This is a genomic window from Shewanella sp. MF05913, from assembly GCF_059758095.1.
Genome location: NZ_JCAYNT010000014.1, coordinates 1 through 12368, shown reverse-complemented (window position 1 = coordinate 12368; position 12368 = coordinate 1). Strand labels below are relative to the sequence as shown.

The following is a 12368-nucleotide window of genomic DNA, read 5'->3' as shown; positions in this document are numbered from 1 at the left end:
TAAACATCACTTATACCATTCCGCGTGAGTAAATGATTTCTCAGCGAGAATTTAAAAGGGCTTAAACAAGGCGAATGACTGAATGAATAGTGGTTCTCTTTCGAAGTCATGCAACGCAGTGTAAGCCCTTTTAAAACTCGCCTGAAATGAATACCTCAGTCACTTTTGCTCTGCGTTCTCGCTATTTGAAAGGGAACAACCATTACTACATAGCGACGCCTTAATCAAAAACCGCTGGACGCATTCTGAGTGGTCACTTATTAATGCGGTATGGTATTACGATTACATAAACCAGGCTCGGTAGTTACGACCTTTCAACTTACCTTTATTCAATTTATTCAGCGCTTGTTTAGATACTTTGCTGTTTACCGCAACATAAGCACGGAACTCGGTCACTTTGATTTTGCCGATATCATTAAAGTCTAAGCCGTTATCACCGGTTAATGCGCCAACAACATCACCAGGACGGATCTTTTGCTTTTTACCGGCATCAATCTGAATTGTGATCATCTCAGCCGCTTGTGGCAGTTTGTTTAAGGCACTCATTGGTGGCAATGTTTCACTGACAACATCTTTACCCATGGCTTCTTCAATCATAGCCATTTTGTAACCGTCATCTTCACCAAAGAAGGTGTAAGCTGCACCCGAGCTACCCGCACGGCCAGTACGGCCAATACGGTGAATGTGTACTTCGGTATCGTAAGCAATGTGGTAATTAAATACCGCATCAAGCTCATCAATGTCTAAGCCGCGCGCCGCAACATCGGTAGCCACTAAAATACGCGCACTGCGGTTAGCAAACTGTAATAACATTTGATCGCGATCGCGTTGTTCCAAATCACCGTGCAGTGCTAACACACTAAAACCAAACTCGGCTAACGAATCAGCCACTTGCTGGGTTTCACGCTTAGTATTACAAAAAACCACTGAGCTACGCGGTTGCTTATCAAGTAACAATAAGCGCAACGCTTCTAGGCGGCCATGGTTGTCATCGACACGGTAAAAGTGCTGTTCAATGGTTAAGTTGTCATGCTTTTGCTCAACTTTAACCATCACAGGGTTATACATGATTTGGTCGGCAATCGATTTGATTTGCTCAGGGAATGTCGCGCTAAATAATAACGTTTGGCGCTCACGCGGCGCTGCCGAAATAATTTGGTCAATGTGCTGCTGGAAACCCATTTCTAACATGCGATCGGCTTCATCTAAAATCAACATGTTCATGTTGCTTAAATCTAAGCGGTTGCGATCTAAATGATCGACTATACGACCCGGCGTACCCACAATAATATGTGCGCCATGTTCAAGCGAACCAACTTGTGGCCCCATTGGCACACCACCACATAAGGTTAATACCTTGATGTTATGAATACCACGAGCCAGAGTACGGATTTCTTCTGCTACCTGGTCTGCCAATTCACGAGTTGGGCACAACACCATTGTTTGAATGCGAAAACGTTTTACATCAAGCTTATTGAGCAAACCTAAACCAAACGCAGCAGTTTTACCTGAACCTGTTTTTGCTTGGCCAATTACGTCTTCACCGGCCAAAATTGGCGGTAAGCTTTCGGCTTGGATCTGAGTCATCGATTCAAAACCCATGGTTTGTAGGTTTTCAAGCAATTCAGTTTTTAAATTAAGTGACGCGAAAGCCATGTTAACGGCTGGTTCAGTAGACTGACTCAAGGCGAATATCCTCTGATATCGAAAGCTAAAAAGCACGCAAGTGCTGCACAAACAAATTAGCCAAGGTTAATATTCTTAGCGTATCAATCTCTACGCATCAAATTGTCCTTGGCCATATACGCGCTATTGTAGCAATTTTCTTCAGCTTTCGCTGACAAATCTTTATCTCAAACTGGGATATTTTATGATTGGTTGGCTAAAAAATTTGACCAAAAAGTCCTTGCTGATAATCTCGTACAGCTTGGTCTATTTCTGCCTGAGTGTTCATCACAAAAGGCCCCATCTGCACGATGGCCTCGTTAATAGGGTTACCGGCTAAAATCAACAAACCGACACCTTTATCTTCGGCCTGAAAATGGCACACTTCAAGGGCATCTAATACCACAAACTCACCAGCTTTCGCGCTTTCACGCAAACCTTGGCCATCGATATAATGCAGATCACCTTGATAAATATAGACACAGACGGTCTTAAAACGTTCGAGGTTTAGCGTGCCGTGGCCATGTGGCTGTAAGGTTAAATCGGCAATAGCGCCATTACCCGCCAGCCCTTCAATCGCGGCGTTGATTGCTAATGGATTATGATTAAACCCCCACGCACCTGCTAACGCTAAAAGTGTGGCGCCGTGCTCATTATTCAATTGGGGTTTATGTTGGTTGAGACTGTCTTGATATATCGGCGTACGCATTTTGTCTTTAGCGGGCATATTGAGCCAAATTTGAAAACCATGCAGGCCTTCTTTGGCATCTGCTAGCGGCATTTCAGAATGCACGACACCACTGCCGGTGCTCATCCACTGCACATCACCGGCTCGTATCGGCTTAACATTGCCCATTTGGTCACGATGCTCAAACCCGCCTTTACGGATATAGGTAAAGGTTTCGACACCACGATGAGGATGTGGCGGAAAGCCACCAATAAAGTCTTGCTCGTCGTCAGATTTGATCTCATCGATCATTAAATAGGGATCAAAGCGAAGCTGCTCAAAGTCGGTAATACGCTTGATGTTAACGCCATCACCGTCCATTGCCGGTAATGCGCTAAAACGCTGTAGCACTTTCATGTAAACCCTATGAGCAATCAAATGATACCTAGAGCATAGCAGTCAACTAACTGAATAAATATGGCATAATAGTGTGATTTACGTTCGATAAAATCGATAATAAGTTTAGTTAAACTGCAACACTAACTCCGTTTGTCTGCTGCCTTGAGCGCTAATATCTTGACTATGCATTGCGGCATTTTGGCAATTTTTTTCAAATTGATTAATACCTTGCTGAAGTGTCATTGCATTAGTATAAATTTGATTAACAACTGCAGCTTGCTCTTCTGCTGCCACCGATATTTGCTCACCATTACTCTCAATAGTCGCCATCACGTGACTGACCGTCGTTAGACTTTGCTCAAGCATGTTTCCCGAGTCGATACTTTTATCGGTAAGCAAGTGGCTTTGATCCATTTGTACTACCGCCTCAGCCGTTGTGCGACTCAGTGTATTGATAATTTTATGGATTTCATTAGCCGATGTTGCCGAGCGGCTTGCTAGATTGCGTACTTCGTCAGCAACAACTGCAAAACCCCTACCCGATTCGCCTGCACGAGCGGCTTCAATTGCTGCATTTAGCGCCAATAGATTGGTTTGTTGCGCAATACTCTCAATGACTTCAACTACTTGATTAACATTCAGGCATTGTTGATTTAAAGACGAAATCGCAATACGCGACTCAGAAAGTAAATGATTTATCTCTGTGCTAGCGGCTTGGCTATTGACCAGCGCTGTTTTAGTGGCTTGCAATTGGGTAACCAATTTATGAATTTCAGTTGTCGAATTGGAAGTGCTCTGAGCAATATCGGTAACAGATGAACTCATTTGCCCTATCGCGGTAACAACCTGCTCAAGATTTTGAGACTGCTCAACAAGTTGGTTTTGATTAGCTTCATTTTGCTGCTGGTGTTCGTCTAACCCCTGCTGAAGATGTTCTCCGCTGTCTTTAATTCGCCCTATCACGGCCAATATTTCGGCCTTTTGCATCCGTAAACTTAATTCTAAATGAGATAACTCATCGGTATAACCGGTATAAACAAATTGGTTGAGCGGGTTATTGTGGATTGTCTTGCTCAAAGCGAGCACAGCTTCAAAACGGTGTTTCAACAAATAAAGTGGCATACAAAAACACATGACAGCGGCAACAAGCCCAAAAACAGCAAATGTTGAACTTAAATAAGGTAGGCTAATAAACAGAGTTACTGAGCACAACCAAGTTAAAAAGAGTTTAGTGATAATACTGGCGCCAAACTTTGGCTTTGGCGTTTTACCCGCATTAACTGAATCATAGCAAGCCTGAGCACGCTGGGTTAGCTCGGGGTCGGGTTGCGTTCTCACAGACTGATATTCGCAAATAATACCATTGCGTTTAATTGGAGTAACATAGGCATTGACCCAATAATACTTACCATTTTTACAGCGGTTTTTTACCAGCCCCATCCAGCTTTGCCCCTGCTTAATGGTATTCCACAAATCAGCAAATGCAGCCTTAGGCATATCAGGATGGCGCACAATATTATGCGGCTGGTTGATTAACTCTTCTTTGGTGTACCCACAGGTCGCAATAAAATCATCATTAACATGTGTAATAATACTCTCTAAATTGGTTGTAGAGAGTATTTTAAAATCCGGCGGATAAACGACTTCTTCGTCGATAATATCTTTTACAGTCATATTGATTTATTAAGTCTTGTTAGATAAGCCATGATGCTGATTATTATTCAAGCAACATCATTTTTATGTGATGGCTCGCGACTTTAATAAGTAAAAATACAATGCCATCAAAATACCTAGAATAGATCACATAGAGAGTTTATTGATAACGAGTGAGATCACTTCATAAGGGGTTACGGTTGTAAAATACCCAGCAAACAATATTGTTTATCGCATTCATGATGTGTACTAGATAACGGTAAACAATGCAAAACGCCGTATAATCAACGTGAACTTACCATTATAGGACGATGACGTGTTAACAAAAATCCTCATTACCATGTTAGTTATTATTGGGGCAATAGTGTATTTACGACGAGGGCGAGGCAGTAAAGTCGCTCAACGTAACGCCGCTATCCATATTGAAAAGCCCCCCTTGCTAAGCAGGATGATTATTTACACTATGATTGCACTTTCAATGCTAGCCACTGCGGGTTATTGGGGCTGGGGTTGGTACGACGATAACACGATTGTAGAAGTCACGATTTCGTCCCCCATTGAAGCCATGACAGCGAGTTATAAGGTGCGCAAAAAAGACATAGAAGAGCAACGGATTACCACTATCGATGGCATACAAATTCGTTTATCTAACCAAGAGCGATTAACGGTAAAGTCACTCGATAACCAGTAACACACAAAATAATCACCACAACGTTAAGGTGACCAATACTCACGTTAACAGGTCATTACTCGTTAAAAGTCTAATGTACCAATTCACTTGAACTTTACTTTCTATTAACAATCAAAGGTAACAACGATAAAATAAAACGACACTGACGCTAAATGACTAGCATTAAAACCTGCACTGAATGCACAAACAGACACGTTAGTACACTTGAGCAACAACACTTCTCTAAGCCATTGAGTTACGCGTTAGTAATGCATAGCGTACTCATTGTATTAATGGCCTGGTTTTGGCAACAAGATAACAAGCAAAGAGTGGCAAAACACGCGCCTTCAAGCAAACATGCCGCCATTAAAAGTTATCTCATCACCTCACAACACTATGAGTCGATGCTCGCGGCGACTGGTAACAAACCAGAGCATCAAGCTCAATATAAAACTAAATCTGAATCTGAACCTGAATTCGACATAAAAAGTGCAGCGAACTCATCCGCTCAACGCATTGAACAAACGTCTTTATCAACCCAAAGTGACTCGCCAAGCACAATAGTATCGGCCTCGATACAAACGGTTCCCATAAAATCAGCCCCAATAGAGGAACCAGTATCGAGTGAACCTGTATCGAGTGAACCAGTATTGGCAACAACAATCAGTACTCCAACCGTTAAAAGCAATCATCAACCGAAAGAGCCTAAACCAACAATCAACTCAACACTCAATACATCGACAAACACAATTAATGCAGCCTTTTCAATGCAACAAGCCGCGACGCAATACTTACAGCAGCATAATAACCAACAGCTTGAACAACTCATTGGCGCGCAAACAGCAGCGAAAAACAAACCTATTGGCAGTTTGAGTGAGATGGACACTGAGGTGGAGTTCATTGAGCTAATACCTAACATTGACACCAGCCAACCCCATACGTTAAATCACAAATTAGATCCTAATCGAATCGTAAAACAAGGTGATTATTGTTACCGAGTGGTCAATCTGGCAACTCAGGTGAATCCCCATGGCTGGGGGTTAGGCTTTGCAGAGTATTGTGGCGAAAATGAACAAAAGCAGCTGCTGACAGAAGCCATCAATAATAGAGTCAATAAAGTCAAAACGGATTAACATTCACCGATACGATCAACTAGACGACTGAATAATCTATTTAGGTTGTTTGCGATATTACCCCGACACCACCTGATTTCGCCCTTGAGCTTTCGCTTTGTAAAGTCTTTCATCTGCGGCTTTATAAATCTGTGGTAAATGACTGCCATCATCAGGCCAACGTGCGATACCAATACTAATGCTAGTGCTGAGCTTACTGTCACCAACGGCAGTAATGTTGTCTATTGCGACGCGCAAACGCTCTGCAATTTGGCTTGCCTGCTGCATATTCGTATTAGGGATGAGCATACAAAACTCTTCACCGCCAAAACGGAAAGCCCAATCATTACGACGTCGCATATCGTTAATTAACTGAGACACCTTAACCAAAACCTTGTCACCGGTATCATGACCAAATTGATCATTAATCTTTTTAAAATGATCAAGATCGAGTAGTAACATCGACACTGACAGTTGTTCTTCAGGTAAACTTTGGCATAGCATATCGAAAATGGAATCCAACAATAAACGATTATTTAACCCCGTTAACGGGTCTATAGACGCTATTTGCTGCAAACGTTCAACCGCTTCTGCACGCTTAAATTCATAACTAAAAGATAACGCCCAAATGGCCGCCAAACACAGTAAGATATTGGCAATGGTAATGGGATAAATATCGGCAAGATTGTAAATCAAGGCATACGTTAAAATCGCAATACCTGCCGTCATATATACGCTGGTATAAAGGGTGCCTAGCTTGATGCCTAATAACAAGTATGACAAAACAGGAATAATAAATAACCAGGTAAATAGCCCAGAATTAAACGATGCGCTATAAATGCCAATCAAAATCACCGTAAAAACTGCAAATAAAAATATTGAGCACCATAAGGTCAGGTTAGGCGTGCGTTTATGAATTGCGAGTATACCAATACATAAACATACCACCGCCAACTCAACCATGGCGTACACCTGGAAACCACTAAACCAGTTATTCACGACAAAAAGACTGCCTGCAATAATGATGACAATTAACACTGCCTTTAACACTGTACGACGATACTCGAGTTCGCTTGCCCATAAATTAGCAATAGCCATTAATGTTTATCCCTGTGTCACTTTTACAGCAACCTGCATTCACGGTGGCCATACGAGTTGTCTCAATATCCTGAATTCAGATTAAAGAGTTAATATGATTTAAAAGCGTAGATCAAAATTAAGTAATTTGTTCAATGATTAAATGGTTACGACCTGACAAAAAAGACTAAAAGAGTATTAATTGACCAGTTAAGTATTAATATCATCAAAACAGACCGCCTATGGTTGTACCTCAGCCAATCAAAACTCATTATTATTCATATCAATCACGATTTTATGACAATAAACATTCACACTCAAACGCGGAAATAAGACTCAATATGGCAAAACCTAACAAAAAAGGCCCAACACGCACAGTCGATATATTCTGTGCTCAGTGTAAAGCGCAACTGTTTACCTACCGCAAAGGCGGTAAAGGCGCCCTAATCAAATGCTTTAAAGAACGTATCGTAAAAGATAATACTCAAGTGCCGTGCACGTGTCCTGAGTGTGACCAAATATTTGCTCGAGACACTCTGATGAGAGGCGCTCCAGCCTATAAAATGGTGGGCGGCAAAGTCACCTTTAAATAATGTTGTACGTAAAATAGATGCACATCCATGATAAAACCTATCTTAATAACCTCATGCTATCAATGTCCTTAAATCACCCATTTTAAACCACACCCGCATAAAATAATGATCAATCTCCAGCGGCGCAGAGCTACAGCAAAATCAATAACAGCATCTTGATATCATTATAAAATAAGCGCTCGGGCCCGTTTTGAGGCTGTATTAGCTATCGCGATTATTTGCGAACTGGATCGCTTTTTATAAAACTAAACTGCATACACTGAGTTTATTGTGCTAAATTTAGAACTCACCGTTCTATTTTTTAATCTTGAGAGGCGACTATGGCGCATCGTTGGCAAATTGCTATTTCTGCAGGTTTATTGGCAGCCGTTTGGGCTGGCCTTGCGGATGTGTTTCATCTGGTCACATGGGTCGGCTTTCTTGGTTGCAGCACCTTTTTCGCGCAAACCGAAACGGGCGTAAAAGGAATGATGATGGCAATGACAACCAATCTTTCAGGCGTATTCTGGGGATGGTTAATTATTGCAGGCAGTGGCGTATTAGGCTCATCTATCATTAGCTACGCATTAACCGGTATTGTGACTGCGTTTATGTGCCTACAAGCCAGCAATAAAAACTTTGCGTTTATTCCTGGAACCTTTATTGGATGCTGTATCACATTCGCACTTAATGCCGACCTTGCCGCTATTATTCCACCATTAATGATTGGCGCTGTACTTGGCTATAGCATGAGCTTACTCACTGGCTTACTTATTACCTTAACGGACAAAACAGCAGAATCAATAAAAGATGATGCAGTAAAAGAAATGTAGCAACTGCGATTAGAACGTAAACAAATCTTGCATTAAATAAGCCGATGAACACATCGGCTTTTTCTTTGAGTTTTCATTCAGCAACAATAACTAACCATTAACTGGCACGAGGCTTAATTAACAGAAGTTCTGTTTGCCTGCCATTGAGATACCACACCCCCGATTTATCGAAAATGGCATCTTCTTCTAACATGATTCTAATTTCTTTTTTCCACTCTTCTATAAAAATAGCGTTATTCAGCTCAATGGCATACGCGGTATTTACATGTAATGGGTAATCACCATCGCCTGGTACTCCCTCTTGCGAATCCCACATCCCCAGCGTAGTGCCGGCACCATGGCCATGATAACCCAGCGGGTGGGTATAAATGGTTGGCTGTAACCCTTGTGAAATGGCCTGTTGACGAGAACGCGCCAACACTTGGTTACCCGTCAATCCTTCAGAGAAATGCCCCGTAAAGATATCTTGGAGTTGATTGCCAAATAACAGTGCCTTTTGTAAATAGTGGGGCGCCTCGGTTTCACCCGGTTTTAATACATAAGCATGTTGCTGCGTATCGGTATTTAAGCGTAAATATGTTATGCCAAAATCAACATGCAATAGATCGCCCGGTAAAATAATCTGTTTACCGTCGTCATTCGCTAAACTTGAATGATGCTTAACATTAACGTTATCACTTCGTTGAATTGAAACGGTTGGGTGAAACCAAGTTTGTAGCTTAAGTTCAACAATGCGCTCTCTAAGCCACCACACTACATCGTCAGTCGTTGTTTGCCCTGGGGTGATAACCTTGTTTGAAAATGCTTCTGCTATTATCGAATGCGCTAATTTTACAATATCTTTGTAAATCGCTATTTCTTCAGGGATTCGTTGTTCTAGCCAACCGATGGCAACAGGTTCAGCTGACACAACTTTGGTTTTGTATTTTTCAGGTAAATGCGATAGCAGGCTTTCTTTATCGGTTGCGACCACCCCATCAGCATGTGCCCAATGTGAAGATTGATTAATACCGATGCTATTAGGTCGGTAGCTTTCAATTAATTCATTAAGTGCTAACCATTGATTGGGTTGTTTTGCTTTATCCCACGCTTTTTCGAAGACATGGCCAACGTTATAAGGCGCAATAGCATGAGCACCTATACTGCCATCACTTTTACGAGCAAACACTAATATTGTTGTACGACGAGCAGATAACCACGTTGCAGGTAATAATGTTTTAAGCACCGGATCTTCATTGTACTCACGGCCAATGATGACCCACATATCTAGCTTATGTTCGTTCATTAGCTTGGGCAATAATAGCTCAACACGTTTTGCCAATATATTATCGAGAAAATCTGCCCTGTCGCGCATAGGTAAAATATCAACAGTATTTGTTGCCCATGAATTAGCGCAGAAAGTTAATATCATAAAAAACAAAAAGTAGACCCAATTGAAAAAACGCAAAATTAATTCCTTTTATTAGCGACGAAGCAGCTATTACCTTTCAATAGCTAACCTGTTGAAAAAATAAGCTTTTATCGATTTATTTAAACCTAAATAATTAACTCACTATATGCACCCAGTAAATCAAAATAACACTCACTGAAGGTTTTTGGCCATGTAATTGTTTTGAATAGGTAATGATTACAATCTCATACTCTTGGTACAGGTATCAACGTTATCTGGTGTACAAATTGAAGTCGGGATGTAAATTATTTTCTCATATTGTTGTTCTGTTACAATATTATAAAGTGTCAAAATGGCTTGTCTGCCCATTTCATATGGGTTTTGACCAATATTGATATGAGCAAGATGCTCTCCCAACATCGTTAATTGTTCAGAGGATGTATCGGTGATAACGATAATGACCTTGTTGTCATTAATCTTTGCCAGGTAAGGGGCGATCATTTTACGGTAAAGTGCTTGGTCATTTTGCGGCCAACCACCGACAGCAATAAAGGCGTCTGCTTTTACGGGTTTACCTTTCAAAACAGATTCCATCTGCTTAACAGATCGATCAAGTTGATCAAAATTAAAAAAAGGTTCCCTAATTTCAGTCCAGCCCGAGTCGTTATTAAGCAATTCTCCAGGAGGTGCAGCGTATTTTTTTCCGGATAATGCAGAACGGACTCCCATCAGTCTTAAATTCAAATTAGGAGAATCTGGTCGCCCAGATTGCATTATGAGTGTTCCCCCATTGGGCCGAAGTTTTTTTAACTCTTCACCTAGTGATTTACCCAATTCAACATTGTCAGTGCCTATATAGGCTAGGCGTAAATTGTTAGGGTCTTCGTTGATTGAAGCATCAAAATCAGAGTCATAGGTAATAATCGGAATACCTGCTTCTTTAGCTCTTTTCAGGCTATTATTAGCGAGATATTTAGATTGTGTAATGGCGACAGCAATACCATCTACACCTTCATCAATCAGCTGATTTATTACCTGGTCTTGCATCCTCACGTTACTTATATTGGGTCCCCGATATATGCACTCTACGCCTTTTATTTGAGCGGCAGCATCTATACAGCCAATTTTACTTTGCTCAAAAAAAAACACTGTTAAATTTTGGTACCACTGCAAGTTTTAATTCTTTTCCATAGACAGGAGATACGGGTAATACACTAAAGACAAAACACAATACGAGTAATCTCGCCACATAACCTCCTCAGATAAATCAGAGCACTACTCTGCTTTACAATAAAATATAGCAAAGGGATCCAGTTAAAGATATGAACTGAAACAGCATGACTGAACATATCAGTGTGGGGTAATCGATATTATTGAGTTTTCAACTCGACCATGCAACCAGGATGGCTACATCATATAAGTAACCAATGGGACCAAATTTTTAAATGTCTGTCTTAATTAAATTTTTAATTTTATGGCTACTTGTTTTGTAGGTCATTCCAAGCATCAAACGCTTTAGCAGACAGCTGGTATTACGACGCCTCTTAAACAAGGCATATACAGGTTCTTCTAATGTTGCCACCCATTTTTATGCCCTTTATGGGAAGCGCCAAAAGTATGAAATTAACTATTGACGCCATAGTCTCTTGTTATATGCCTCTAATTTGTAGGCTTTTTTTGTATCTTCGTAATTTTCTTAATAAGTGTTCGGGATCTTCATCCGAACCTTTAGCTCTCAAATATTCTTCAGCTATCTCAGGAAAATTGGACATCCATACATATTATTGAATAACAACTTATTATAAGTAGTTGATATTATTAACTTTAATAAGTGAGTGTCCCGTACTTTTTTGGTGAGGGCAAAATAGAGAATACAAAACATCAGCTTATAATGTTTTGTATTCTACTTTTTTATTACATCGAAATACTACGACCAATAGAAGTAATTGGGCCTGTTGGTAGACCTGTTGGCGATCCTGTTTCTTCTTCTATGGTTAGTTCAAAGAGTTGGTTCACTGTTAGTGCGGGTAGATTATTAATATCGAAATTAAGCGTCCCTCCACTTTTTACTAAGCCTAAAGAAACGGGTGCATCCCAGTTTTCTGCTTTTGTCCAAAATTGTAATGCTTTTCCTTTTGGAATTTCAACCGCACCTAAAGAGACAAGTTGTATTTGATTGGTGTGCCTTGTTTGCACTCTTTAAAATGCCATATATGGACGCTCCCGGTGAGTCAAGACAATACTCTGCTCACCGAAGGCTTTTTGGCCTTAGTTTTCTGTACAACATTCTCACTGTTATCGTTGCTTTTGATTTGCTCATTTACCGCTAG

Annotated in this window: 10 protein-coding genes and 1 pseudogene; 4 read left to right on the top strand and 7 right to left on the bottom strand. The window is 40.8% G+C overall.

Translation table 11 applies throughout. The annotated features are described in order from the left end of the window. Window positions 1–282: 282 nt before the first annotated feature. The 3 genes from dbpA to AC19MV_RS15420 form a co-directional block, all read right to left on the bottom strand. On the bottom strand, window positions 283–1656 hold the full coding sequence (gene dbpA / locus AC19MV_RS15430; RefSeq protein ID WP_432402633.1) for an ATP-dependent RNA helicase DbpA: 1374 nt from the start codon (window positions 1654–1656) through the stop codon (window positions 283–285). 226 nt (window positions 1657–1882) lie between these two features. Continuing rightward, window positions 1883–2749, bottom strand: coding sequence for a pirin family protein (locus AC19MV_RS15425; RefSeq protein ID WP_498308683.1), 867 nt, complete (start codon window positions 2747–2749; stop codon window positions 1883–1885). 105 nt (window positions 2750–2854) lie between these two features. Next, window positions 2855–4405, bottom strand: a complete 1551-nt coding sequence (locus tag AC19MV_RS15420; RefSeq protein ID WP_498308682.1) for a methyl-accepting chemotaxis protein — start codon at window positions 4403–4405, stop codon at window positions 2855–2857. A 295-nt stretch (window positions 4406–4700) separates the two neighbouring features. Here AC19MV_RS15420 and AC19MV_RS15415 point away from each other — a divergent pair, with 295 nt between their 5' ends. Together AC19MV_RS15415 and AC19MV_RS15410 are read left to right on the top strand one after the other, a co-directional pair. Continuing rightward, a complete protein-coding gene (locus tag AC19MV_RS15415; protein ID WP_498308681.1) occupies window positions 4701–5075 on the top strand; it encodes a hypothetical protein in 375 nt (124 codons plus the stop codon). A gap of 152 nt (window positions 5076–5227) precedes the next feature. Then, complete coding sequence (locus AC19MV_RS15410; RefSeq protein ID WP_498308680.1) at window positions 5228–6187, top strand: hypothetical protein; 960 nt, start codon at window positions 5228–5230, stop codon at window positions 6185–6187. A 57-nt stretch (window positions 6188–6244) separates the two neighbouring features. On the opposite strand, the gene AC19MV_RS15405 is transcribed toward AC19MV_RS15410, so the two are convergent. Beyond that, on the bottom strand, window positions 6245–7264 hold the full coding sequence (locus tag AC19MV_RS15405) for a GGDEF domain-containing protein (protein WP_498308679.1): 1020 nt from the start codon (window positions 7262–7264) through the stop codon (window positions 6245–6247). Window positions 7265–7584: 320 nt separating this feature from the next. Between AC19MV_RS15405 and AC19MV_RS15400 the strand changes: the two genes are divergently transcribed. After that, window positions 7585–7836, top strand: coding sequence for a hypothetical protein (locus tag AC19MV_RS15400; RefSeq protein WP_498308678.1), 252 nt, complete (start codon window positions 7585–7587; stop codon window positions 7834–7836). A gap of 320 nt (window positions 7837–8156) precedes the next feature. Further along, on the top strand, window positions 8157–8648 hold the full coding sequence (locus AC19MV_RS15395; RefSeq protein WP_160053445.1) for a DUF1097 domain-containing protein: 492 nt from the start codon (window positions 8157–8159) through the stop codon (window positions 8646–8648). Window positions 8649–8745: 97 nt separating this feature from the next. Here the strand turns inward: AC19MV_RS15395 and AC19MV_RS15390 are convergent, their stop codons facing one another. The 3 genes and pseudogenes from AC19MV_RS15390 to AC19MV_RS15380 form a co-directional block, all read right to left on the bottom strand. Further along, window positions 8746–10059, bottom strand: a complete 1314-nt coding sequence (locus tag AC19MV_RS15390) for a M24 family metallopeptidase (protein WP_498308777.1) — start codon at window positions 10057–10059, stop codon at window positions 8746–8748. Window positions 10060–10275: 216 nt separating this feature from the next. Continuing rightward, window positions 10276–11287: pseudogene (locus AC19MV_RS15385) on the bottom strand (substrate-binding domain-containing protein). Between the two features lie 665 nt (window positions 11288–11952). Then, the gene (locus AC19MV_RS15380) at window positions 11953–12234 is read right to left on the bottom strand and encodes an anti-sigma factor domain-containing protein (protein ID WP_498308677.1); all 282 of its coding nucleotides are present in this window, start codon (window positions 12232–12234) and stop codon (window positions 11953–11955) included. Between the last annotated feature and the right edge of the window lie 134 nt (window positions 12235–12368).

Excerpts from the sequence above, each read along its gene's own strand:
- dbpA (WP_432402633.1), bottom strand. The coding sequence starts at position 1,656 with ATGGCTTTCGCGTCACTTAATTTAAAAACTGAATTGCTTGAAAACCTA.
- AC19MV_RS15395 (WP_160053445.1), top strand. The coding sequence starts at position 8,157 with ATGGCGCATCGTTGGCAAATTGCTATTTCTGCAGGTTTATTGGCAGCC.
- AC19MV_RS15410 (WP_498308680.1), top strand. The coding sequence starts at position 5,228 with ATGACTAGCATTAAAACCTGCACTGAATGCACAAACAGACACGTTAGT.
- AC19MV_RS15405 (WP_498308679.1), bottom strand. The coding sequence starts at position 7,264 with ATGGCTATTGCTAATTTATGGGCAAGCGAACTCGAGTATCGTCGTACA.
- AC19MV_RS15420 (WP_498308682.1), bottom strand. The coding sequence starts at position 4,405 with ATGACTGTAAAAGATATTATCGACGAAGAAGTCGTTTATCCGCCGGAT.
- AC19MV_RS15390 (WP_498308777.1), bottom strand. The coding sequence starts at position 10,059 with ATGATATTAACTTTCTGCGCTAATTCATGGGCAACAAATACTGTTGAT.
- AC19MV_RS15400 (WP_498308678.1), top strand. The coding sequence starts at position 7,585 with ATGGCAAAACCTAACAAAAAAGGCCCAACACGCACAGTCGATATATTC.
- AC19MV_RS15425 (WP_498308683.1), bottom strand. The coding sequence starts at position 2,749 with ATGAAAGTGCTACAGCGTTTTAGCGCATTACCGGCAATGGACGGTGAT.